Annotated in this window: 22 protein-coding genes; 9 read left to right on the top strand and 13 right to left on the bottom strand. The window is 56.5% G+C overall.

Annotated features, from left to right (window positions below; translation table 11 throughout):
* Nucleotides 1-5: 5 nt before the first annotated feature.
* Genes spt through PUV54_RS05765 form a run of 4 tightly spaced genes read right to left on the bottom strand, consistent with a single transcriptional unit; the run spans nucleotide 6 to nucleotide 4,258 of the window.
* Nucleotides 6-1,217 (bottom strand): serine palmitoyltransferase, encoded by a 1,212-nt coding sequence (spt, locus tag PUV54_RS05780; RefSeq protein WP_274494644.1) that lies wholly within the window; start codon nucleotides 1,215-1,217, stop codon nucleotides 6-8.
* A gap of 2 nt (nucleotides 1,218-1,219) precedes the next feature.
* On the bottom strand, nucleotides 1,220-1,483 hold the full coding sequence (locus PUV54_RS05775; RefSeq protein WP_274494643.1) for an acyl carrier protein: 264 nt from the start codon (nucleotides 1,481-1,483) through the stop codon (nucleotides 1,220-1,222).
* 49 nt (nucleotides 1,484-1,532) lie between these two features.
* Nucleotides 1,533-2,462, bottom strand: coding sequence for an NAD-dependent epimerase/dehydratase family protein (locus PUV54_RS05770; protein WP_274494642.1), 930 nt, complete (start codon nucleotides 2,460-2,462; stop codon nucleotides 1,533-1,535).
* On the bottom strand, nucleotides 2,459-4,258 hold the full coding sequence (locus tag PUV54_RS05765) for a fatty acyl-AMP ligase (protein WP_274494641.1): 1,800 nt from the start codon (nucleotides 4,256-4,258) through the stop codon (nucleotides 2,459-2,461). The genes PUV54_RS05770 and PUV54_RS05765 overlap by 4 nt, the downstream gene beginning before the upstream one ends.
* Nucleotides 4,259-4,658: 400 nt before the next feature.
* On the opposite strand from PUV54_RS05765, the gene PUV54_RS05760 reads away from it, so the two are divergent.
* Nucleotides 4,659-5,429: a sterol desaturase family protein gene (locus PUV54_RS05760; RefSeq protein WP_274494640.1), complete on the top strand. Its 771-nt coding sequence runs from the start codon at nucleotides 4,659-4,661 to the stop codon at nucleotides 5,427-5,429.
* 217 nt (nucleotides 5,430-5,646) lie between these two features.
* Complete coding sequence (locus tag PUV54_RS05755) at nucleotides 5,647-7,773, top strand: sodium-translocating pyrophosphatase (protein WP_274494639.1); 2,127 nt, start codon at nucleotides 5,647-5,649, stop codon at nucleotides 7,771-7,773.
* A gap of 77 nt (nucleotides 7,774-7,850) precedes the next feature.
* On the opposite strand, the gene PUV54_RS05750 is transcribed toward PUV54_RS05755, so the two are convergent.
* Together PUV54_RS05750 and PUV54_RS05745 are read right to left on the bottom strand one after the other, a co-directional pair.
* Nucleotides 7,851-8,378: a hypothetical protein gene (locus PUV54_RS05750; RefSeq protein ID WP_274494638.1), complete on the bottom strand. Its 528-nt coding sequence runs from the start codon at nucleotides 8,376-8,378 to the stop codon at nucleotides 7,851-7,853.
* Between the two features lie 54 nt (nucleotides 8,379-8,432).
* The gene (locus tag PUV54_RS05745; RefSeq protein ID WP_274494637.1) at nucleotides 8,433-10,097 is read right to left on the bottom strand and encodes a vanadium-dependent haloperoxidase; all 1,665 of its coding nucleotides are present in this window, start codon (nucleotides 10,095-10,097) and stop codon (nucleotides 8,433-8,435) included.
* A gap of 352 nt (nucleotides 10,098-10,449) precedes the next feature.
* On the opposite strand from PUV54_RS05745, the gene PUV54_RS05740 reads away from it, so the two are divergent.
* Entirely contained in the window at nucleotides 10,450-11,130 is a 681-nt protein-coding gene (locus tag PUV54_RS05740; RefSeq protein WP_274494636.1) for an HAD family hydrolase, read from the top strand.
* On the opposite strand, the gene PUV54_RS05735 is transcribed toward PUV54_RS05740, so the two are convergent.
* Nucleotides 11,127-12,032, bottom strand: a complete 906-nt coding sequence (locus PUV54_RS05735) for a hypothetical protein (RefSeq protein WP_274494635.1) — start codon at nucleotides 12,030-12,032, stop codon at nucleotides 11,127-11,129. The genes PUV54_RS05740 and PUV54_RS05735 overlap by 4 nt on opposite strands.
* A 143-nt stretch (nucleotides 12,033-12,175) precedes the next feature.
* Here PUV54_RS05735 and PUV54_RS05730 point away from each other — a divergent pair, with 143 nt between their 5' ends.
* Nucleotides 12,176-13,231 (top strand): threonine aldolase family protein, encoded by a 1,056-nt coding sequence (locus PUV54_RS05730; protein ID WP_274494634.1) that lies wholly within the window; start codon nucleotides 12,176-12,178, stop codon nucleotides 13,229-13,231.
* A 21-nt stretch (nucleotides 13,232-13,252) separates the two neighbouring features.
* On the opposite strand, the gene PUV54_RS05725 is transcribed toward PUV54_RS05730, so the two are convergent.
* The 4 genes from PUV54_RS05725 to PUV54_RS05710 form a co-directional block, all read right to left on the bottom strand.
* Nucleotides 13,253-13,708 (bottom strand): hypothetical protein, encoded by a 456-nt coding sequence (locus tag PUV54_RS05725; protein WP_274494633.1) that lies wholly within the window; start codon nucleotides 13,706-13,708, stop codon nucleotides 13,253-13,255.
* Between the two features lie 130 nt (nucleotides 13,709-13,838).
* Nucleotides 13,839-14,738 carry a histone deacetylase family protein gene (locus tag PUV54_RS05720; protein WP_274495211.1) on the bottom strand — a complete coding sequence of 300 codons (900 nt, stop codon included), beginning with the start codon at nucleotides 14,736-14,738 and terminating at the stop codon, nucleotides 13,839-13,841.
* Between the two features lie 44 nt (nucleotides 14,739-14,782).
* Complete coding sequence (locus PUV54_RS05715) at nucleotides 14,783-15,220, bottom strand: hypothetical protein (protein WP_274494632.1); 438 nt, start codon at nucleotides 15,218-15,220, stop codon at nucleotides 14,783-14,785.
* A 19-nt stretch (nucleotides 15,221-15,239) separates the two neighbouring features.
* Nucleotides 15,240-15,557 carry an ElaB/YgaM/YqjD family protein gene (locus tag PUV54_RS05710; protein WP_274494631.1) on the bottom strand — a complete coding sequence of 106 codons (318 nt, stop codon included), beginning with the start codon at nucleotides 15,555-15,557 and terminating at the stop codon, nucleotides 15,240-15,242.
* 207 nt (nucleotides 15,558-15,764) lie between these two features.
* Between PUV54_RS05710 and PUV54_RS05705 the strand changes: the two genes are divergently transcribed.
* Entirely contained in the window at nucleotides 15,765-16,424 is a 660-nt protein-coding gene (locus PUV54_RS05705) for a hypothetical protein (protein ID WP_274494630.1), read from the top strand.
* A gap of 73 nt (nucleotides 16,425-16,497) precedes the next feature.
* Complete coding sequence (locus tag PUV54_RS05700; protein ID WP_274494629.1) at nucleotides 16,498-17,700, top strand: AI-2E family transporter; 1,203 nt, start codon at nucleotides 16,498-16,500, stop codon at nucleotides 17,698-17,700.
* 40 nt (nucleotides 17,701-17,740) lie between these two features.
* On the opposite strand, the gene hemH is transcribed toward PUV54_RS05700, so the two are convergent.
* The gene (gene hemH, locus PUV54_RS05695) at nucleotides 17,741-18,808 is read right to left on the bottom strand and encodes a ferrochelatase (protein ID WP_274494628.1); all 1,068 of its coding nucleotides are present in this window, start codon (nucleotides 18,806-18,808) and stop codon (nucleotides 17,741-17,743) included.
* A 153-nt stretch (nucleotides 18,809-18,961) separates the two neighbouring features.
* On the opposite strand from hemH, the gene PUV54_RS05690 reads away from it, so the two are divergent.
* On the top strand, nucleotides 18,962-19,975 hold the full coding sequence (locus PUV54_RS05690; RefSeq protein ID WP_274494627.1) for a hypothetical protein: 1,014 nt from the start codon (nucleotides 18,962-18,964) through the stop codon (nucleotides 19,973-19,975).
* On the opposite strand, the gene PUV54_RS05685 is transcribed toward PUV54_RS05690, so the two are convergent.
* The gene (locus PUV54_RS05685; RefSeq protein ID WP_274494626.1) at nucleotides 19,972-20,448 is read right to left on the bottom strand and encodes a hypothetical protein; all 477 of its coding nucleotides are present in this window, start codon (nucleotides 20,446-20,448) and stop codon (nucleotides 19,972-19,974) included. The two genes, PUV54_RS05690 and PUV54_RS05685, sit on opposite strands and share 4 nt — an antisense overlap.
* A 36-nt stretch (nucleotides 20,449-20,484) precedes the next feature.
* Between PUV54_RS05685 and PUV54_RS05680 the strand changes: the two genes are divergently transcribed.
* Both PUV54_RS05680 and PUV54_RS05675 read left to right on the top strand, forming a co-directional pair.
* On the top strand, nucleotides 20,485-21,300 hold the full coding sequence (locus PUV54_RS05680) for an SDR family NAD(P)-dependent oxidoreductase (RefSeq protein ID WP_274494625.1): 816 nt from the start codon (nucleotides 20,485-20,487) through the stop codon (nucleotides 21,298-21,300).
* A gap of 73 nt (nucleotides 21,301-21,373) precedes the next feature.
* Complete coding sequence (locus PUV54_RS05675; RefSeq protein ID WP_274494624.1) at nucleotides 21,374-24,076, top strand: M14 family zinc carboxypeptidase; 2,703 nt, start codon at nucleotides 21,374-21,376, stop codon at nucleotides 24,074-24,076.
* Nucleotide 24,077: the final 1 nt, after the last annotated feature.

Raw genomic sequence — 24,077 nt, 5'->3', positions numbered from 1 at the left:
AATCGTCATGCGTCAGAAGTAACGCGCGCCGAAGGGAATGCTTCAGCCATCGCCTCATACGCTGACACGAGACGATCAATATCGTCCGCGCTATGGGCGGACGAAACGGCGAGACGCAAGAGCGATTCCTTGCCAGGCGTGCCGGGCGGGATCGCCATGTTGACGTAGACGCCGTGCTCCAAGAGGAAATCCCAGGCTGCGAAAGCGTCCTCTTTTGTTGGAAGAAGTACGGAAATCACGGGGCCTGGTTTCGCCGCGAGACGCAGGCCGAACTGAGTGAGCGCCGCATGCAGACGGTTGGCGTTTTCCCATAGTTTTTCCCTGAAGACAGGGTTTTCGCTGATATTAGCAAGTGCCGCATTCGCGGATGCAATCGTTGCCGGGGATGGCGAAGCTGTAAATCGGTAAGGGTTCGATGAAAATCGCAGATATTCCGCTTCCGGATGGTTTGACGCCAGAAACCCGCCAATGGCCGCGAGTGATTTTGAAAATGTGCCCGTATAAAAATCGACGCTGTCCATGACGCCGTCTGCTTCGCAAACGCCTTTGCCTGTTTCTCCATAAACGCCGAACGAATGCGCTTCGTCTACCAGCAGGTGCGCGCCATGCTTGTGCGCAACCTCAACGAATTCTTTGACCGGCGCCACATCGCCATACATGGAATACATGCCCTCGATGCAGACGAGTTTGCCGTTATACTTAGGATCAAGGCGTGAGAGGCGCTTGTCCAGATTTTCCGGATCGTTATGGCGGAAGCGGATAGTCTCCGCGCCGGAAAGCTGGCAGCCGTCATAGATGCAGGCATGACAGTCAGCATCAATCAGTACGACGTCCTGCACACGGTCCACGAAACCGGCAATAGCGCCGAGATTGGCGGCGTATCCGGTTGAGAAAACGATGCACTGATCCATCCCCAGAAAGTTCGCAAGGTCGCTCTCAAGCTTGGTGTGTCCCGAAAAAGTGCCGTTGGCGACGCGTGATCCTGTCGTGCCGGTGCCTTCATGATCCAGCGCTTGCTTGGCGGCTTCTATTGCAGAGCGTTCGAAGGTTTGCCCGAGATAATTATGCGTGCCGGCGAGCACCGTTTCGCGCCCTTTGATTTTTGCGCGCGTCGGTCCAAGCACTTCTTCCATAACGACGGTGAACGGATTTTTTCCGATTGCGGAAAGCTGGTTGTAAAGCGCCGCATTCTTTTCGAATTTATCAAACAGGCCCATCGTTACGATTGTTCTTTCTTGATCTTGTGAATGGCGTCGACCAGTTCGCCGATGGTCTTGATTTCGGAAATCGTATTCACCGGGATGGAGATGTCGTAATTGTCCTCGATGTCCATCACGACGTCGAGCAACGATACGGAATCGATTTCGAGATCGGCGATAATGTCGGTGTCGCGCGTCAGTTTTACGCCCTTTTCGTTCAAAGGCTCGAGCAGCGAGCAGATCTTGTGGAACACGAGATCATCGTCTTCCTGGATAGCGGCCATTTTTTGTCTCCCAAGCCAGCGACGGCCAACCTGGCCGCGCCTGACGCTATTAAAGCAAATCGTGTTCTTGATACCAACGGATGGTTTTTGCAAATCCTTCTTTCAGCGGCGTTTTCGGCCGCCAATTGCAGGCGTCGGAGAGCAGGTTTTCCCGTGCGACCCATGTTTCATGGAAGAATTCGTTGATTTGTCCCTCCCGGACACTGGGTGTTTTGCCTGCGATGCCTTCAACAGTGCGTAACAATCTGTGATAGCCGGCGATGAACGGGCGCGGCACCCTGATTGCGCGCGGCTTGCGGCCGAATGCATCGCCCAGAATTTGACCGATCTCGGCCCAGGACCATCCGTCGTCACACTCGTCGCCGACTTCAAACACGCCAGCTTTCAAATCGGCCTGTGCGGCGTCGATTAAGGCGTTCGCCGCATCATCAACGTAAAGAATAGAAGCGCGCGCCGGTCTCGCGGTTTTGGGTTCAAGCGCGAAGCCTGATTTAACGAGTTTGAAATAGGGAAGCGTCGCACGGTCGCGAGGGCCGTAAATGGCGGGCAATCGAAGCGCCAGCCAGTCGCCGCCAACATCCGCGACAGCTTTTTCGCTGTCAAATTTGCTTTGCGCGTATGGCGAAACCTCAGGGGCCTGTGCAGACATGGAGGAGGCGTGAACAAAACGCGCGCCAGCATTCCTTGCCGCTTGCGCCGCTAATGTCGCGCCGTGAACGTTCACATTTTCATATTGTTCTCTGTTACGCGCATGGGTTACGCCAGCAAGGTGGAAGAAAACATCGGCAGAAGCAGCGGTCTGCGCGAGCGCGCCTTCATCATCAAGAGAGCCGGAAACCGCGTTGATTTCTGTTGCGTGTGTCAGCCTTGATGGGTCGCGCGCAAGCGCGGTGACACGCCATCCGCCGTCGATCAACTTATTGATAAGGGCTGCGCCGACAAATCCCGTGCCGCCGGTAACGGCTGCGTGTTTGGTCAAACTCGCGCCTCGGCAAGTTGCCGCGCGCTTGCGCTTGCCGCTGCAACGTCATCAAAGGCGCCGTCGAGATATTTTTGCCGTACTTTTGCCCGTGAAAGTTTGCCTGAAGACGTCATGACCATCGAATGAGGACGTGCAAGGACGATTTCCGCCGGTGCGCCTACAGCGTTCTGAACGACTGTGCTCACTTCACGCTTTAGGTTCGCCAAAGCTTCAGAATCAAGGCCGCGCCGCTCCGCCACAACGACGATGCGTTCCGACCCGCCATCGTCGACGGAAAACGCTGCGACGCCGCCGCCGCGCACGCCGTCGACTTTCTCGACAGCCCATTCGATATCCTGCGGCCAGATATTGCGGCCGTTGATGATGATCAGGTCTTTTGCCCGGCCCGTGATAACGATCTGGCCGTCAAGGACGTATCCCATGTCGCCCGTATCGAGCCATTCGCCGTCATACATGGCGGCGGAGGCTTCAGGGTCGGAGAAATAGCCCGGCGTCAGGCTTGGCCCCTTGATGAAAATCCGGCCGACGGCGCGTTCGCCCACCGCTGCGCCGCTTTCATCCCGGACCTCGATCTCGTGTCCCGGCAGGGCTCGTCCGCATAGCACAAACCCGCGTTTGTGTTCAGGCGATGTTACGGCTGACGCCGGCTGTGCGATACCGGATCGCGTGTAGTGACGCATATCGACTTCATCGACGGTAACCGGCGTGCCGAGTACAGGAAAAGAAATCGCCAGCGTAGCTTCCGCCATGCCGTAGCTTGGTGTGAAGGCGTTCCGTTTGAAGCCGAAAGACTCAAACGCATCGGCAAATGCATTGAGCGCTTCGGGGCGCACCATGTCGCCGCCGATGCCGGCGACGCGAATGGTTGAAAGGTCTATTGTGCCGGGCTCTGCCCGCGCAGACCGTTTCGCAGCAAGTTCATACCCAAAGGAAGGGCTGTACGTAATTGTCGCTTTTTGGTCAGTCAGGATGCGCAGCCATAAAAGCGGCCTACGGACGAAGTCGGATGTAGCGAGGAAATCAACCGCTACCTGACCGCTCATTGGCGTCAGGACGAAGCCGATCAATCCCATGTCATGATAAAGCGGCAGCCAGCTTGAAGCGCGGTCGCCAGGGGCCAGATACATTCCGTCGCGTGCAATCGCCGTCATGTTCGCGCAAACAGAACGCTGTGCGCCGATGACGCCTTTTGGCGCACTCGTCGAACCAGACGAGTACTGAATATAGCAATGGTCGTCAGCGCCGAACGGAACTGGTTCCTCGTCGCTATCTGGCAATGTCTTTAACTCATCGAATGTAAAGACGTCAGCGCCGCCTGCTTCGGCAGCGGCCTGGTCGAGGAATTCACGTAAGGTCTCAGGGCCGATCGCGCCGGCGGCGCGCGCACCGGCAATCATCTGGCGTATCTGATTGATGTAGCCGTCCTTGCCGCCCAGATTGACCGGCATGGGCATCGGCGCCGGAACGAGCCCGGCATATTGGCACGCGTAAAAAGTGACGATGAAATCCGGGCTGGTCTCAGCGATTACCGCGAGACGGGCGCCGCGCTCGAAACGGCCGGCCATCTTGCGGGCAAGGGCTTTCGCCTGATCGCGCACCTCCCGATAAGGCAGAACGGCCGTCGCTTCACCGCGCAGGTTGAAGAAGTTGTAACCCGTCTCGCCCCGGGCTGCGTAATCCAGCGCCTCGCAAACGCTTGAAAATCCGCCAATTTTTGGCGCAAGAGTAGAATTTTTGCTTGGTGTCGGCATGGTGTTCTGCTTTGGGATCGCCTCAGTTGGGATGCCGGCCATTTACGCCCCCGTACTCGCGCCGGTTTTATCCAGCCTTGTCACTTCCCGGCCAACCTTAAGGCCAGCCAGCACTGTCACTGTTATTTTGTTCGCTGTCACCAGCGCCCGCCCTCTGACTGCATCGTCACGCAGCTCTGAGCTAATCTTGAGCCGATACAAGGCCTTGGGTCAACGGGCAAGCCCTACAGATGACGCGTTGCATCAAGATTTACGGCCGGATGTTACACCTTTGCAGCCCGTTTGCGCCTGATCGGACCTTGCGCTGCAATAAAGACGGCGGTGCGCCGATTAAGCGCTTGAACAGTAGGCGAGCGAGGCTTAATTTCCACCCGTCCAGCAATGGTGCTGGCGAGAAATTAACAGCAATTACAGCAGTTTAATCGTTGGGCAGGAGCGCCGAATGCGTTTATTTATCGGCTATAAGGCGTGGAAAGAGGAAGAATACCTCCTCAACCGGATGACATTCGACGATCTGGTCAAGGCGTATGTGACCTATCCGGCCATACAGGTTTATGCGCTGATCGTCCTTGTGGCGCTCATCACCGGATTTGCGACAATGACGTCACTGACGCTGTTCGCCGTGGCTTTTGTCGTGGGCGCGTTGATGTTCCCAGTCGCCTGGTATCTGATCCACCGTTTCGTTCTGCATGGCAGCTGGATGTACAAAACGCCCTATCTGGCGAGCTTGTGGAAGCGCGTGCACTATGACCATCACCGTTTCCCCAATGACCTTTCCGTACTTTTTGGGGGCCTCCACACCACCCTGCCGACGATCCTTTTCGCCGCCGGGCCCGTGGGCTGGTGGATTAACGGGCTTTCCGGCGCCTGTGCAGCCATCGCCGGAACCGTGGTCATGACCTGCTACACGGAATTCCTCCATGCCGGACAGCATTTGGCGTTCGAGCCCAAATCAAAGTTTTGGAAAACCATCAAGGCGCGGCATCTCGCCCACCATTTTCATAACGAAAGCGGTAATTTCGGGATCGCGGAGTTTTTCTGGGACAAAGCGTTCGGAACTTTTTACGCGGAAACCGCCGATGCGCCGCGTAGCGCAACAGCCCGCAATCTTGGTTACACGGACGAAACGGCCAAGAAATTTCCTTGGGTTAAGGAGCTTACCGACGCTGAGCCCGAAAAAAGGCAGGCGATGCGCTCCAGGGGCGCCGCCTAGGCGCTTACCCGCCGCCTGAAAACTGAACGCCGTAAGGCGGACCAACCTCATAGCTGCGTTGCAGCAAGTTTTGGTTGATTTTACGGACCGGCTTTGCCAGTTTCCGCGCCGACATCAACGGGAGCTGGTTGAAGCGCGCGCGGGGGCGTGACCCTTACGCTGCGGCCATGTCAGCGTTCACACAACTCATCACAATGAAATCCTAGGAAGGTATAAAATGAGCATTGCGCTATTGGCGGTCATTGGGGCCGGCTTGGCAGCCATTCTGTACGGCGCCTTCACCGTAAACCAGGTGTTATCGCTGCCGTCCGGCACAGACCGCATGAAAGAAATCGCCGCCGCCATTCAAGAGGGCGCGCAGGCCTATCTCAACAAACAGTACACAACGATCGCCATCGCCGGCGGCGTCGTGTTCCTAGTCTTGCTGTTTGCGTTCAAGTTCGACTTCATCCCCGCTGTCGGCTTCGCCATTGGCGCGGTGTTGTCGGGCGCGGCAGGTTTCATCGGCATGCTTGTGTCGGTGCGGGCAAACGTACGCACGACTCAGGCTGCAAGTGAAAGCCTAGCCAAAGGTCTTTCGGTTGCGTTTAAAGCAGGCGCCATCACCGGCATGCTGGTTGCCGGTCTCGCGTTGCTCGGTCTTGCAGCGTATTACGCGATCCTCACGGTCGGCCTCGGTCACGCGCCTGAAAGCCGTGCGGTGGTCAACGGACTTGTTGCATTGTCTCTTGGCGCATCACTGATTTCAGTGTTCGCACGTCTCGGCGGCGGCATCTTCACCAAGGGCGCCGACGTTGGCGGCGACATGGTCGGCAAGGTCGAAGCCGGCATTCCCGAAGACGATCCGCGCAACCCGGCGACGATTGCTGACAACGTTGGCGACAATGTCGGCGACTGCGCCGGCATGGCTGCTGACCTTTTCGAAACCTACGTCGTGACTGTCGCAGCGACCATGGTGCTGGGGTCGATCCTCTTCACCGCTAACGCCGCGCAGTTCATGTTCTATCCGCTTGCCATCGGCGGCGTCTGCATCCTGACCTCGATTGCCGGCACCTACGGCGTATCGCTGGGCAAGGGCTCAACCAACATCATGGGCGCTCTTTACAAGGGCCTCGTTATCACTGGCGTTCTATCGCTTGTCGCCATCGGCATCGTTACGTTCCAGATGTTCGGTTTTTCAGAACAGATCGGAACGACCGAAGGCGGGTCGCCTTTCACTGGCCTGTCGCTGTTCCTTTGCGGCATTCTCGGTCTTGTCGTTACGGGCCTGATCGTCTGGATCACGGAATACTACACCGGCACTGACTATCGCCCTGTGAAATCCGTTGCGAAGGCGTCCGAGTCCGGTCACGGCACGAACGTTATCCAGGGCCTTGCAGTTTCCATGGAAGCGACAGCGCTTCCGGCGCTTGTCATCGTTGTCGGCATTGTCACGGCTTACAACCTTGCCGGCCTCTTCGGCATCGCCACGGCGGTGACGACCATGCTGGCGCTAGCGGGCATGATCGTTGCGCTCGACGCATTTGGTCCGGTTACGGACAATGCCGGCGGCATCGCTGAAATGTCCGGTCTTGAGGGTTCCGTTCGCGAAACGACGGACGCGCTTGATGCGGTCGGCAACACGACGAAAGCCGTTACCAAAGGTTACGCCATTGGTTCTGCTGGCCTCGGCGCGCTGGTGCTGTTCGCGGCATATACGAAAGACATTGAGCACTTTGTCGCGCATCCGACGGAGTTTCCGTTCTTTGCGGATGTGAACGTCTCGTTTTCACTCTCTGACCCGTACGTTATTGCCGGACTCCTGATCGGTGGTCTTCTGCCCTATCTCTTCGGCGGCATCGCCATGCAGGCCGTTGGCCGCGCGGCGGGCGCCATCGTTGAGGAAGTGCGCCGTCAGTTCAAGGAGAAGCCGGGCATCATGCAGGGTACAGAGCGCCCTGATTACGCACGTGCGGTTAACATGCTGACGGGTGCGGCGATCAAGGAAATGGTCGTTCCATCCATGTTGCCGATCCTGTCGCCGCTGGTTGTTTACGGCATTGTCTCCGTTGTGGCTGACAAGTCGGCTGCGCTTTCTGCGGTCGGCGCGATGCTTATCGGCGTGATCGTTACAGGTCTCTTCGTCGCTATCTCCATGACGGCGGGCGGCGGCGCCTGGGACAACGCCAAGAAGTACATCGAAGACGGTAATCATGGCGGCAAGGGCTCCGAAGCTCACAAAGCCGCTGTCACCGGCGACACAGTGGGCGATCCTTACAAGGATACGGCGGGCCCGGCGGTGAACCCGATGATCAAGATTACGAACATCGTGGCGCTTCTGCTATTGGCGGCGCTTGCTGGCTAACGCCAAACATACATTACCGAAAAGAAAAAGGGCCCGCTTTTGCGGGCCCTTTTTTACTAGGTTGTCGAGCATAGTCGCTAGAACGTTTTTTCTAGAGTTTCGATTTCTTCGCGCAATAAACGCTCGACGTCGTTCACATATTGAACCATGCCGGCGAGAATTTCTTCGCTGTAGTCTTCACCACTTGTTTCGAGCGCCGCCACTGCGGCGTTCATATCCGTCTGCGCGGATAGCGCTTGCGCGTGCCAGTCTTCAAGTTGCTTTAAGCCTGTCAGCGCTTGTGCAACTTGCTTGTCGCTTGCGTCATCCTGGGCCGCAGCAGTTACCATTACGCGAATATCCCGAATGCCCGCCGTATATTCGTTAGCGGTTTCCAATGACCTTCTGACGATGGTGTTCAGTTTGATCACCGTCTCTTTTTCGAAAGCCGGCCGCATGGAGTCGATTTCGATGGCGTTGAATTCGCGTCCTTCTATGGCGCCGCGTGACAAATCGCTTTCGTCAGTTTGCGTTGAAGCATCCAAAACGCGGGCGTCCTCTTCCAGCTCGGCGTTGCACGCTGTCGCCGCGACCATTGTCAGTCCCGCAAGAAGACGGCGTTTCATCCTAGCCTCGGTGAGTTGTAAGCAGGATTAAAGAGCGTCCCGCGATCTTTTCAATCAACGTCTACGGTCCAGTACCTTGTTTCGGCGCGGGCGCCAGTGATCAACTGGTTGAAAAGCTTCCACATCGTTGAGGATATGCTGCGCGATATTGGTTCCCAGCACCTGGCCCTGAAGATTGTCATAGCTCCAGTGCACGCCGTTATAAACGCGGCTCAATCCATTCTCGATCTGCATGTCAGAGAGGTTGTCATACAAGACCGGCACAAGCGGTCGCGGCGCGCCGTTGAACGGGTCAACACCTTCGCCGTTGTACTCGTCAGAAGTGAAAGAGAACGCAACATCATCGCCGAAGAACGAGATTAGAAGCTGGATCATGGACGAACAGAATGTCGCGTGCCCTGACGGATAAGCCGGGAATGGCGGCGTCGGGCGGAGAAATGCCTGGCCGCTGGGCAGCTCAACATTGACGATCGAAACGCCGACCGGGTCCCAGGCAGGATCATTGTTGGTTCCTGCTGCGCCGTCTTCAGCGCGAATGCCAGTCACCGGACGCCACCAGTTATAATACCATTTGCTGTCCCACGCGGCGATGCCAGAATCAGCAAGGCCGACATTGACCATGGCGAGTAGTCGAGCGAGCTCAAGCGGATCGTCAATACCTTCCTGCATCGCAACCTGAACGGCAATCTGGTTATATGCGCGTGGCGGCGTGCCCAGCAGCGGCACGGCGTCATAGCCCCAGAAGTTGCCGATAAACCGTTTTTCAGGTGTCGATAGGCTTGGCGTGTTTGTGTTTTCCGGCGCGCCGCCAACCGACGCGACTTCTGCAAAGGCGTCGTTGTAAGCTTGCGAACCGACCGCAGGCGGCGGCGGCAAGCGATACTGATCGCCGCTGTCGAGTGCGAATGGCGCCACGCCGCCCCAGAATGCGCCGAGCGACAAGTTAAAGTCGCCGGAAAACTCGGGCGTGTTCGGATCTGGCGTCCACTCGCCGATATTTGTCGATGCGGCATTCACCTTCTCGCCGAAATAATTGGTCGTTCCATCGCCAACCCGTCCGCCTTCGCCAAACTGTGGTTCGGGATCGCGCGAGCGGTCACGGGCGCGGTTTTTCAGCATGGCGACCGCGGCTTTCTCACCGATCTTGCGTCCCATCCGGCGGGCAAGGTTGCCGGCGCGAATGTCGCGCAGATCGTCTTCAAGAATTGCGGTGAGCCGTTCGGCCTGTTCCGGGTAGAGCGCTTTTTGAACTGTGTACGCCGCCCAGGCGATCGCTACGTCCTCTGACGCAAAAGGGTGCGCGCGACCGACTTTATTGTAAGACACATATTCAAGGCTGAAGGCGTTGAGAGCGTCGAACACGGCTGTCTGCGTCATGGCGAGCCCGCGGCTGGTGCGCGTGGGGCCTCCCTGAACGAACGGCACGGCGCCGGTATCAGGGTCTGGCGTGTGATCGAGCGCGACAGAATCAAGGGCCACATCGTGCCACATTACCAGCCGTTCAAGCGTGTTTTCAGCGTGGTACTTTCTCGCTCTCAGCCGGTCGAGTACGCTCCGGGTGAGCGCTGAGCGGCTTGTGCGCCCCAAATAGCCAAGCTTTTGCACTTCAGAAAACTTGGCGGCCCCTTCGTTTTCCGGCTCTTCTGCGCGCGCGCCGAGCGTTGCGGTCGAAGCCGTGATTGCGCCAACGGCTGCCAGTATCATGAAAAATTTTGTCATTTTACGCACCCCGTAACTATAAAACCCTGTAAATTCATCCCTGCGGCGAGCGCAAAAAACGTATGTCGCCTGTCAGTTGAATTACAGCAGGATCAGCCCTCTCAACTCGACTTATTTTCTACGCTGCAAAAATGCTCAAGACAAGAAAAAGCGGAAACCAGCGCCGGGTTACTCAGCGTGCGAACAAGAAAGTGAATGGAAAGAGCAAGGTGTTTTTGTGGCGTGTCGCAGATAGATATAATTCGCTTCAAAGTTGCGTTTCGTCTTTTCTTATCGTGTTGCGGCGTGCATAAGGGGGCGGACAACCGGCGCTGCAATAATCAGAGCTCGCGCAACTGGAAAAGTTTTCTGCATGAACCTAAATGCTTTTGATGCAGTGATATTCGACTGCGATGGCGTGCTTGTCGATTCCGAAGTGCTGGCGATCAAGGGAGAGCGTGCGGCTCTTGAAGAGTTCGGGCTTCATTATTCTCCGCAAGAGTATGTGCGGAAATTTGTCGGCCTGCATGACAGCGCATTTTTTACTGTACTGAGGGATGACTTCAGACAAGCATTTGAAAAAGAAGCGCCGGATAATTTCGAAGACCTTGTTCTCGCCGGGCGTCGTCGCGAACGTCATGCTTTGCAAATTATCCGGAATGCGGACACTGCGCTGAAAAGGGCAAGAGAGTGCTTCAGCCGTATCGGCGTTGCATCATCCTCGCGTGCGCATTTTTTGAAATCAAAATTGGAACGAACGGGACTTTACGAGCTAGCCGCGCCGCATGTTTATTCCGCCGACCTTGTCGCTCACGGAAAACCGGCGCCGGATATTTTTCTTTACACCGCAGAAAAACTGACGGCCGATCCGGCGAGATGTCTGGTGCTCGAAGACAGCGAAAATGGCGTAAAGGCCGGGCGAGCCGCAGGGATGACCGTCTGGGGGTTTCTTGGTGGCGGGCATTGTTTCGAAGGCCACGGCGAGCGGTTGTTGAGCGCCGGGGCAGTTCGCACGCTTGATGATTTCATAGCCTTTCTCGCAGCGTTCGGTTAAAACGGGCTTTTATCTTTCGGCCCTGTGATTTCGATGCGCACCCAATAGCTTATTTCGTCCGCCGGCGACGCGCTCCAGTCCGCAGTGATGACTGCGTCGCTGACCCCTACGCCCGCCGGGATCGGGGATACGGTCGCTGTGTCGTCGGAACTCGAAGGATTGATCAGCACTTCGACGACCTTACTGATATACCAGCCGTTTTTGAGTGAAATCTGATACCGGTCCGTACCGGTATCGTAACCGGCCGATCCGCAGTTTTTGTGCAGGCCGTAAATCGCCACGCCTTGAGTAGGGCTGAAGAACTCTTCGCCGCCCACACAATCTTCAGCATAGTGATAAAAGGCGTTGCATGCATTCTGGTTGCCATCCGTGCCGCATTCCAAAACCGAAACGCCGGGATCGCTGCTTAACAAGACGCGCGTCTCATTAAGAACGTCATAGAGCGGCGTATCTTCAAGGCTTTTCGGAGGCGGCAAGGGCGGCGTCCGCCGGCTGCCGTTCCGGTTTGGCGTCGGCCCCTGATAATCCTCGGATGTCTGCAGGTCGTCTTTCCACGAGCCCCCGCTCCTCCCGCTGGTAATCGATACAGTGTCTGCTGCTTCTCCCTGGCACGCAATAACGCCTCGTCCGGCGCTCGCCGTGACTGTGTACTCCCCGGCCGCGTCATAGGCATGGGTGAATTCTTCGGGCTGATCCGTCAGGGTAAAGGATTGTGGCGGCGAACCGTCGCCGAATACAATCTGCGCGGAACAGTCGACAACGCCGGAGCGTGTAACGATGATTGTTACATCCTCGCCGATTTCGGCTTCGGACGGCGCAGCGGTGACGTTGGCGATGGTTTGGGCCGCTGCTGGCGACGCCAGGCAGGCGGCGGTGAATAACAGCGATGATGATCTGTGCATATCTCTCCCCTTTATGTTCAGAATGTCCGAACTGACGGGGATCTTGCGGTGGGCGATCCCCGCGCGATGCAATGTTGAGAATACGCCGCCGCCGCAATGATGTCTACTTGACGCCGGCCGGCGTCGCAGCAAGGTTTCCAAATATGACCTTTGCATCAGACAATTGGGCCGGCGCCGCGCCGGAAATTCTCGACGCCATCGCCAAGGCCAATGACGGCGCCGTCCCTGCCTATGGCGGCGATGAATTGACAAAGCGGGTTGAGGCCCGTTTTGCCCAGGTTTTCGAGCGCGAATGCGCCGTTTATTTTGTCGCGACGGGCGGCGCAGCAAACGGTCTTGCGCTTTCGGTTCTGTCACCGCCTTACGGCATGATTTTTTGTCATGAAGAAAGTCATGTGCAGATGGATGAGTGCGCCGGGCCGGAATTTTTAACGGGCGGCGCAAAGCTGATCCCGGTTCCCGGTGAAGGCGGCAAGCTGACAGTTGACGGGTTTACGAAAGCGCTAAAAGGATTTCCATATCGCCCGCCGCATGGGAGTCCGCCTTCGGTCTTATCCCTAACACAGGCTACGGAATGCGGCACGCTTTACTCCGCAGGCGAATTGAAAGCGCTGTGCGACGCGGCGCATAATGCGGATCTGACGGTTCATATGGACGGCGCGCGGTTCGCCAATGCGGTCGCTTCATCAGGCGCGTCCCCGGCAGACATGACGTGGAGGGCCGGCGTCGATATCTTATGCTTTGGCGGCACGAAAAACGGCTGCCTTGCGGCGGAAGCAGTGGTGTTTTTCGACCCGTCCATGGCGAAAGATTTTGACTTTCGCCGCAAGCGCGCCGGACATCTGTGGTCAAAAATGCGATTTATCTCGGCGCAGTTCGACGCCTATCTGGCTAATGATTTGTGGTTGCGACTGGCTGCGCGCGCTAACGCCATGGGCAAGCGGCTCTCGGACGGGCTTGCCGCCATTGACGGCGTTGAAATTTCCTACCCGACTGAGATCAACGAGGTGTTCGCATGCTTTCCCGGCGATGCGGCAGAGAAACTGCGTGCAGCGGGAGAGCCGTTTTATCCATGGATTACGCCGGGCGATCCCGCCGAAGGCCGCATGAACCGACTGATCGCTTCGTTCAGGACGACGGAAGAAGAGGTGGATGGGTTTATCGACCGGGTCAGCGCCGCCGTTAAGAGCCCCGCCTGATTTTGTGGGATGGTGCGATTATTAAGAAGCGCACCACCACGAATCGACCTTATGCGTTGCGACTTTTGAATCATCCAGAAAACGCGAATGCAGGATGCCATTTGTTCCCATGGTGGCGACCCATTTCTGGCTTTCATCCGTAAGAAAAATGTCGCTTGCATCGGCATCTGGGCGCTGTCGATGAATAAATGGCGTTTGGGTGAAAACATCGTCGCCCAAGACGGTAATAAATCGCGCTTCGAACCAGTGTGTTAGAAAGTAGCCGTCTGTGTCGCCCTGGCCGAGGCCGAACCCGACGCGAATTGTGCGCCCCGCATTTACAGCGTCGATCAGAGCGGCCTTTTCACCAGACAGAACGTCGCCTTCAGACGAAATAGCGACGAGCGGAGCCGAGCAAGACCCTGGGTCAGTTTGCGCCGCACTCACGCCGAGCGCTGATACCGCCATCGCCAGGAAAAATGCCGTTGGTTTTTTCATCGTGTTCCAGCTTTTCGTGAATGTTCGACTGCCAATCACCATATAGCGAACAGGTCCGCGACACTGTCGTCGTTTCAGGCCTTCATCGCATTTTTTCGATGAAGCGCGGATATGAGTAGATGAGTTGAGATCAAAAACCCCACACATCTTTCGCGGCGCGCCAAGTGTTGGCGTAAGCGGCGACACTGGCGTCAATCGGGTTGGCGTAACCGCCGCCAATGGCGATTGATACGGGCAGTCCGCGTTTTTTGCATTCCGATAACACAAGTCTGTCACGCGCCATCAGCCCTTCATGGGTCAGCGCCATGCGCCCCAACCGGTCTTCTTTCAATGGGTCGACGCCGGCCTGATAAAGCACAATATCCGGTTTAAACTCCCACACGGCGGGCAGAACGCCGGCCAGTGCTGAGAGATATTCTTTATCTTCGACGCCGTCGGGTAAGTTCAGATCAAGGTCTGATGTGACTTTCCGGAATGGAAAATTTTTCTCGCCGTGTATGGAAAGAACAAACACGTCCTCGCGCGGGCTGAGTATGGCGCCGTTTCCGTCACCCTGATGGACATCAAGATCAATGATAGCGACTTTTGAAACGGCCTCTTCGGCAAGTAACGCCAGCGCCGCCACGGCGAAATCGTTGAACACGCAATAGCCCGACCCGAAGTCGTAATGAGCGTGGTGCGTGCCACCGGCGAGCTGCCCTGAAACGCCATCGTCAAGCGCCGCGCGCGCCGCCGCCACCGCGCCGCCCATGGTCGCTCTTGCACGCAAGGCGATATGTTCTGACCATGGGAAGCCGATGCGCCGCATGGCCGATGGATTGATTGTACCATCATCGATAGAGGCGACATATTCAGGCGAATGCGCGCGCAATAGCGCCGCGTCATCGATCAATTCCGACGCCAGCATCATATCTTCTGACAGGATTTTCTGCTGCAGCAGCGCATGGCGTAGTTTACCGTATTTATTTCCGGGAAACCGATGCCCCGGCGGCAGGTTCAGATTGAATGTGTCGGAATAAAAGACTTTCACGCGATGCAATGAAGCATCCGGCGTTTAACTCGTCCAGATGTGTTTTAGCTGTCGTCAGCATCATCGGAATGCGATGACGCCATGCCCAGCAACGCCCCCAATGCAACTGTCGCCGCAAGAGCGGAGACGGGCGCCCGATTGAACTGCCGCGCCATCAGGTTAGCGGCGATGACGTCCGCAGATCCGCCGAGTGATCCGACGGTTTTCATAACGCCCTTCATCGGACTTGAATCGTCCGGTTCTTCTTCCGGCTCAGGTTCCGGCGCTTCCATATGATGACCGGCGAGAAAGATAATGACAGCGACCAAGGCGATCATCGCTGCTGTAAGGATCATGGCGAAATGCGCTGGCATGACTGTGGACAGCCACATGGCGAAGCCAGCAGCGGCAAACAGTATTGCGCCACAGGCGACAATCAGCGCCGCGAGAATGAACGCCGCTTCAACGGCCGCACCCTCAAAAGCGCGGCGCGCCTTTTTCATTGGCCGCCGAAGCATCGCGCTACCTCCGCGACAGCATGTTGCCGACGAAATATCCGATGGCGAGCGCCGCGCCGACAGTTGAGATGGGGTTTTTGCGGATCGCTTTTTCTGTTTGTTTCTGGATTTCCAATAGCTCCGAGGTCGCAGCGTCCATTGTCGCCTCCGCCTGATGTTCGGCTTTGGAGAGGCCATCTTTTAATTGCGATTTTGTTTCTTTGGCGCCAGCGCTAGCCAATGACGAAATGTCATCGCGCAGGGTCTTAAAGTCCTTGCGAAGCTGAGCGACATCATCCGCCAGAGCAGCGCTTGCGTCCTTAACTTTATCTGTAGACGTCATGAGAATACTCCCACTTTAATTCTGGTGGTCAAATTTACTTTCCAGACACAAACAGCAGAGCAGGGGAATGGTTTCATGCCAAAACCGTATTTTTTGGCAAAGCGGGGCCTACGGCTCTCTGCTTGAAACGTCACAAAGGTTTAACGATATAAAAGCAACTTTTTGAGCCTGGCGGTGTTTGTCGCGCAGGGCGGCGAAATAAACGATATGATCGGACGGTTACTTCTCATTGCGGCGATGGCCATTGGCGGTGCAGCGGCTTATGGACGGCGCGCTGTGGACCGGGAAATTGAAAAACGCCTGCCTGCAGAGATCGAAATTGCCCGAACGAGGGCAATTGCGGAGCTGGACAAGCATATCAATGAAGTCATTTCCGAACGTCTAGTGTCATTCGGGCTTTCGCTGGGCGTCAAAGCCGGCTTGGTCGCGGCTATTTACCTTCTATTTGCCGAAGGTCATCTCACGCATCAGGGTCTGTTGATCGTCACAAGCGCGCTGATTGCGGTGTTTGTCCTGCGCGATGCCCTTAGAACGCTGCCATACATGGCCCCGGCGTGGCGCCATATCCGCAAACACAGATGGAATCCGCGTAAGGCGCTGGTTGAATTTGTGGCCGGCATCGCTTTTGAGCGCGCTTACGCAGAGGCCATGCTGGCGATGGAAACAGGGCCAGCGCGCTACTGGCTCGCTTTTTCAAAGTACAACGCCCACAGCATTTCGAGCGAAGTTGGCGAGGCTGTCGCGGACGTGGCGCGCCAGACAAGCTTTTCCCGCATGAAATGGCGCGCCATCATCGCAGCGTTACTCGCCGCCGCCATGTTTGCGGTTTACGTGACTTTCTTTCTTTTAACCGTCGGCGCTGCCTGACGATGGAATTATTTGACCGCTGACGTGTTTGCGTCTCGCAGCAAGGGGCGAGATGCAGGCGGAGGAATGATCCATGGATGGGTCGGGACAAGCGGATCGTGCGCCAGGCCGGGCGCGTCAAAGCCCTGTTTCTCATGGGGTTATGTCGCGCAGTATGGCCCTGCGCTTGTTGCAGCCTCATGAAGAAGCCACGTTTGCTGACAGTGCGCGCTATGTCACCGCAATAGGCGTGACCATCATTGCTGTGGTGGCTGCTGGCGTTGCGCTGTACTTTGGTAAGCCGGTGTTCTTGCCTATCGCCACTGCGGCAGTGCTCGGCGTGTTGCTCGCGCCGGCGACGGAATGGTTAAGGCGACGCGGGTTGCCGAACTCGGTCGGGTCCCTTTTCGTCGTGGCGTTTTTCTTTTCCCTGTTTATTGGCGCGCTTTACCTGATCATTCAGCCTGGCGCTGCATGGCTTGAGAGATTACCCGAAATGCTAACTGACGCGCGTAAGAAATTGATCGGCGTTGAAGAAGCGGTGAACAAGGTTCAGGACGTTTCCGAACAGGTCGATGAGCTTGCCAAAATCGGTGATGAGCAGCGTACGCAAAGCGTCAAGGTAGATGAAAGCCCAAGCTTGAGTGCGGCGCTTGCGTCATTCTTGCGTACAATTCTGATACAGGTTCTGTTCACGACCGTGCTGACCTATTTCTTCCTGGCGTCACGACTCGATATCCGGCGAAAACTTATTTTGATCCGCACGAAAGTCAGTGGCCGGCGGCAAATGGCGCGCATGCTTGGGGCGGTTGAAAAGAAAGTCGGCTCTTACATGTTCACGATGCTGATGATTAACCTCGGCCTTGGCGTTGCGACCGCCGTAGCGATGCAGACGATCGGCATGCCGTCACCGCTTGTTTGGGGCGGTCTTGCGGCCCTGTTGAATTTTATTCCTTATCTCGGGCCCATTACATTAACCGCGTTGCTCGGTGTTTCCGGATTGGTCAACTATGACGAAGCATTGATGATGGCGGCGCCGGCAGGCATTTATATCGCATTGAACTTTATTGAATCGAACTTCGTAACGCCGTTGCTTATTGGTCAGCGTCTGACCATGAGCCCCCTGGCGGTTATCTTGAACATCAGCTTCTGGACATGGATATGGGGGCCGGCTGGCGCGATTATCTCCATCCCTGTGCTGGTGATCGTGAAAACCATCTGCGATCACTCAACGTTTTTGCGTCCGATTGGCGTTCTTTTGGGGAATGGCGCTCGCGTGACATACCGGCCAACGTAGACTGCGTTCACTTTTTGTGGGCGCGCTCTAAAAAAGCAAGTTACAGCCAGCCGGCGGTTTCCCTTTCCGTAATGGCTGTGAGTAGCGCAGTCATTTCAGGTGTGTCATTGAGGCAGGGGACGGCGGTGAAATTCTGGCCGCCTGTAGCCATGAAAATTTCCCGCCCCGAGATATCGATTTCCTCGAGTGTCTCGATACAGTCTGAAACGAAACCCGGCATGATAACAGCAAGGTTTTTGACGCCAGCTTGCGCCAACTCTTCGATGGTGGCGTCCGTTGCCGGTTCCAGCCATTTCTCGCGTCCGAACTTTGACTGGAACGCTAGCGGCGCAAACTCGTCCGTCCATCCCATTTTTTCGCGAAGCAAGCGCGCTGTCTTTGCGCAATGACAATGATATGGATCGCCAGCATCGAAGTATCGTTGCGGCAGGCCGTGGAAAGACATGATCACACGCTCCGGCTTCCAGTCGAGCGTGTTGAAATGGCGTTCCGTCTCGGCAGCCAGGGCGTCGATGTAAGCCGGTTCATCATGAAAGGCTGGCGCAACGCGGATCGCCGGTTGCCAGCGCATTGCTTTGGCCGCGTCAAAGACGGCGTCAGTCACGCTGGCTGTCGTTGTCGCGGAATATTGCGGATATAACGGCACGATGAGAATTCGCGTGCAGCCTTGCGCTGTCATGGCGTCAAGGCGCGATTCGATCGATGGATTTCCGTATCGCATGGCCCAGTCTATGACGGCGCCCTCAAATTGTGCTGCAAGCGCGTCGCTTTGCGCGCGCGTATAGTACCGCAACGGACTTTCATCACTTTCCTCACGCCAGATCTTTTTATAGTTCCGCGCTGTTGCGGCGGGGCGGACGTTCAGGATAATCCCGTAAAGAACAGGCAACCAGATCGCGCGGGGCAGATCGACAATGCGTTGATCACTCAGGAACTCGCGCAGATAGCGGCGAACCGCGCCAGCCTCAGGCGCGTCCGGGGTGCCGAGATTGACCAGCAATACGCCGACACGGCCCTGAGCAATGGCGGGATGCCCGTCAGGCGCGTGGATTGGCCGGTTTGTTTCAGTCGGTTTTGAGCCGTCCATCATATTTCTTTGCGCTTTCATCCTTACCTGCAGCGGATATAGGCAAGATTCCCCCCGAATTTCGGCGTTTTGTCACAATTGTGAAACAAAAAAAATAGAGGGTGCGCGCGAATTTGACAGAGGCGCGCAATGTGCGCCCCTGATAGGCGTTAAGCCGGGTCTCAAGGAGCAGGCATGGATATCGATATCGGTTTATGGGCGGCGGTCGGCTTTGTTTTCGCTGCTTATGCGGTTGTCGGCAATGACGCCCTGCAAACGCTCGGCACGTTCATCAACTCCAATCGGCGCTTGCCATGGTGGGCGTTGTTCCTGTTCGCGGCTACAGTGCTCGTGGTTGTCTTCACCTACGGCTACATCACGAATGAAGGCGATCCGTCATTCGGGCGATTAAATAATACTGAAAAATATCCGATCATCATCGATCCCGAGTGGTATTACGCGCTGCCGCCGCTGGTGCTGCTGGTGCTGACGCGGTTCGGTATTCCGGTTTCGACGACGTTCATGGTGCTGACGATATTCGCCACCATGGGCGGCCTTTACAGCATGCTGACCAAATCGCTGATCGGCTATGCGGTCGCCTTTGTTACTGGCGGTCTTATCTATGCGGCGCTTGCGCCGACTTTGGAGCGGTGGTTCTTAAAGACGGCGGCGCAACAGCATGCGCCTGTTTGGGTGCTCGCCCAGTGGATAACTACAGGATATCTTTGGTCCGTCTGGCTGATGCAGGACTTCGCCAACATCTATATCTACCTGCCGCGGGGGGAAACGGCTACTGGCGCAGCCCAGCTAAACCCTACGGAAGCGGCGGTTTCGGTTGGCGTCATTATCTTGCTGCTGGCTTACACCTTCTGGAACAGGGGCGGTCCCGTACAGCGGATTTTGAAAACAAAAACCAGCGTAACGGACATTCGCTCGGCGACGATCATCGACTTCACTTACGCGTCGCTTTTGTTCTTTTTCAAAGAAATGAACGATATTCCGATGTCGACAACCTGGGTGTTCCTCGGACTTATTGCCGGCCGTGAATTCGCCATTGCGACAATCGACAAAGTTCGATCTGTCGGCGGTACTGCGAAAATCGTCGGATCGGACGCGTTTAAGGCGCTGATTGGTCTGGTGATCAGCGTTGTGATGGCGCTGGGGCTGCCATTATTGGCGCAAGCCCTTACGGCGCAGCTTGGCGGTTAATCGGACGGTCCTTTGCGGGCCTTGTAGTTTGCGGCTTTGTCTTTCACGCGATAGCGCGCTTCGTCCTGTCTGCGAAACCGCTGTTTCAGCCGCTCTTCCCGAGACAGTTCTTCGCCGTCTTTAAAGCGATAGGATCGCTGGGCGTGATGTTCCTTACGGATGTCCCGCATGGCGGCCTTGCTTCGGTCAGGGCGGTCTTTCAGACGATAAGATTGTTTCTTGATGCCTTTAGCCTCGTCGGGGTCATCTTCCAGCGCGAGCAAACCGATCAGCCCATCAGAGCCGCGTTCGGCGTTCTGCAAGTACCAGAACAGCACCACGGCGAAGACGGCGACGATCAGTAAAAACTCGATACTATCCATAGTGGTCCGGACTGAATAACCTTGCTGCTTGCCAGAATAACAGCAGACAGGGCGGAGCGTTAACCGAATTAACGATGCAAGCCCCGTGCTATTAGCTTTGAAAGCAGTCATGGACTGACGCCTGCAAGCGGATTAAGCATAAATACTATGGAATATCAGGGTAAATGGGCGCTCATCACGGGCGCATCGGCCGGGATCGGCGCGACATTCGCGAGGATTTACGCCGCCAAAGGCGCCAATCTGATTTTGGTGGCGCGCAGAGAAGACCGCCTCAAAGAGCTCGCGAGTGAAGTGAAAAGAGCCCATGGGGTTGAGGTGAAAACCATCGCCGCCGATCTTGCTGACGCCGCGGCGCCCAAGATTATCGCCGGGGCGCTGGCGCAGGACGACACGCCCGTCGATATCCTTGTCAATAACGCAGGTTTCGGTCTCCCCGGCTTTTTTACGGAAAATGACTGGACCGCGCACAGGGATTTTCTCGAGCTCATGGTGAACTCATATGCGCATATGACGCGCGCCTTCTTGCCTGGTATGATCGCCCGCGATTACGGCCGGGTTATCCAGGTTTCATCCGTTGCCGGACTGGTTCCGGGATCGGCGGGACATACGCTTTATGGTCCGTCAAAGGCGTTTCTTGTCAGCTTTGCACAGTCTATTGACGCAGAATGCGCCGGCAAAAACGTCAACTCGACAGCGCTCTGTCCCGGCTTCACATATTCCGAGTTTCATGACGTCAACAAAACGCGCGGCCTCGTTTCTCAACTGCCGAAATATATGTTCATGAAAGCCGAACCAGTTGTCGAGGGCGCGATCAACGCTGTTGAACGCGGCCATGTGGTCTATGTGCCCGGCGCCTGGAACAAGTTTACGGTGTGGTTGGCAAAAGCTTTGCCGCGCCCCTGGGCGGCGGCGATGGTGCGGAACCAGTCAAAACGGTTTCGGCGGAAAAAGGGCGACGGATAGTGGCCGACAAAAAGTGTTTGACGCGATAGTCTGACGCTTTCAAACTTGGGCAAAAATTTAAAGGGGCGGTAGAATGTTTCGTCAAATCAGCCGGTTGATGTTTGCAACGGTATATAGCGTTGCGGTTGCTTTGGTTGCGCCAGCTTTCGCACAAAACCAGGATGATTTCGCGTTCTGGCCCGGCGCAACGTATGACGCATCTATCCCGACGCTTCAGTCGATCGCGGGGCACGAAAACGGTGAGCGCATCACCAAGCCTGAAGATGTCGTTGCTTATTTTCAGGCGCTTGAAGCAGTGGCGCCGGACCGCATCAAGGTCTGGGAATATGCGCGCACATGGCAAGGCCGTCCCCTGATTTATGCGGCGATTTCATCGCCAGAAAATATCGCGCGTCTTGATGATGTTCGCACGGGCGTCGCCGCGCTCGCCGATCCGCGAGCAACAAACCGCGCAGAAGCCGACAGGCTTATTTCTTCCTTACCCGGATCGACATGGATTGCTTATGGCGTTCACGGGAATGAAATTTCTTCGACTGATGCGGCAATCATGACGGCCTATCACTTGTTGGCCGCGCAAAATGACGAGCGCGTGCAAAAGATCATGAACGAAACCATCGTCTTCATTGACCCGATGCAGAACCCTGATGGGCGCGCGCGGTTTATCCACAATTTTGAAACCTCGGAAGGTCTGGAGCCGCAAGCGAGCCGACTTGCCGCGGAAAGAAACGAACCATGGCCTAACGGGCGAACAAACCATTATCTGTTCGATATGAACCGCGACTGGTTCGCGCTGACGCAACCCGAAACAGTTGGGCGTATACGCATCCTGCGGGAATGGATGCCGCTGGTCTTTGTTGACGCCCACGAGATGGGGTCGGATTCCACCTATTATTTCGCGCCTGAGGCGGTTCCCTATAACCCGCATCTCGCCGCTGATCAGCGCGCCAGTCTGGAGCTGTTTGGGCGCAATAATGCGCGCTGGTTCGATCGTTTCGGGTTCGATTATTTCACCCGCGAAGTGTTCGATGCATTTTATCCGGGGTACGGCGCGAGCTGGCCTTCTTATTACGGCGCGATCGCCATGACATATGAACAGGCGTCCGCACGGGGGCTGAAGGCCCGAAGAAACACGGGTGAGGAATTCCACTATCGAGACACGGTCCGCCAGCACTTCGTCACGTCATTATCCACAGCGGAAGTCACAGCGGATAACAGCGAAAAATTCTTGCGTGAGTTTTACAGCTACCGGGTCTCCGCAATTGAGGAAGGGCGGACGGAAAACGTGCGCAGTTTCATCTTCCCGGCGACACGCGATGCAGCCGGCGCCCGAAAGATCGCCTCCCTCCTGACCACGCAAGGTGCGGAAGTCATTCAGGCGAATGCGGCGTTCCAAGCCTGCGGCGCCAGCTATGACGCCGGCGCATACATCATCAACCTCAACCAGCCCTCAAAGCGCCTGCTTCGCACGCTGCTTGATGAAAATATCGAAATTGAACAGGGGTTTCTCGAAGAACAAGAACGCTTGCGGTCAAAAAACCTGCCGGATCAGATTTACGACGTAACGGCCTGGTCGCTTGCGCAGATGTTTAATGTTGAAATGGATGCTTGCGGATCGCTGGTGATCGCTGGTGATTTTTCACCATTCGACCCAACAGCTTCCGAGGGCGGCCTGACAAATCCGGACGCAAGCGTTGCTTTTCTCGTGAATTGGGGCGAACGCCCGGCCGCCAGGCTATTGGCTCTTGCTTTGCGCCGTGGGCTGACGGTTTATTCCTCTGACCTGCCGTTCACCCTTGCGGAAGGAGAGATGCAATTCAATGCCGGCGCGTTGATTTTCAAACGCGAGGACAACCCAGACAATCTGCCGGCAATTCTCGAGGAGATTGTTGGGGAAACCGGCGCAGAAGTGATCGGCGTATCCGATAGCTGGGCGACGTCAGGGCCGAATTTCGGCTCGTTCAATGTCGTGAAGATGCCTGCGCCACGGGTGGCGATCGCTTGGGACATGCCGACCAATCCGTACTCCGCAGGTAACACGCGATATGTAATTGAACGTCAGTTTGACTATCCGGTCACAGCCATCCGCATGTCGCAACTCGGAAGCCGATATCTTGATAATTTCGATGTGTTGGTCCTGCCAGCGGCATGGGGCGATTATACTCAAGAGGTTGGTGCAGCAGGTGCTGAGCGCATCAAGGACTGGGTTGACCGCGGCGGCGTTCTGATTGGCGCGGCCGGCGCATTGCGGTTCATGGCGAACCCCGAGGTCGGATTATTGTCATCCCGACGGGAAAACGCAGCGAAGGAAAACGGCGTTGCCGCCCCAGGGGATGATGCGACGGTTGAAGGCAAAATCATCGAAGATGAGCAAGGGTTCCTAAACGCTGTCGAGCCGAAAACCGAAAGCCCGGACCCTTCGGCTGGTGTAATGGTGAAAGCGGTGGTCGACAGCGATCACTGGCTCGCCGCTGGCGTGGCGCCTGAGCTGAATGTGCTGGTGCGCGGCGGCGATATCTATACGCCGGTAGACTTGAACACGGGGACCAATGTGGCCCGGTTCGCCGGCGCCAATGAACTTGTCGTTGGCGGGCACCTTTGGGAACAAACGCGTGACCAGCTTGCCTACAAGCCCTTCGTCATTGCGGAGCCGCGCGGCGCGGGGCAGGTGATTGCCTTCACCCAAGACCCGACTGTGCGCGCCTATCTCGATGGTCTCAATCTCATCTACATGAACGCTATCTTCCGGGGCGCGGCGCATGCGACGCCGCCGCGATAGG

Source organism: Hyphococcus flavus, from assembly GCF_028748065.1.
GTDB classification, from domain to species: Bacteria; Pseudomonadota; Alphaproteobacteria; order Caulobacterales; family Parvularculaceae; genus Hyphococcus; species Hyphococcus flavus.
Note: the sequence above shows the minus strand (reverse complement) of the source record. Positions and strands in the feature narration are given on the sequence as shown.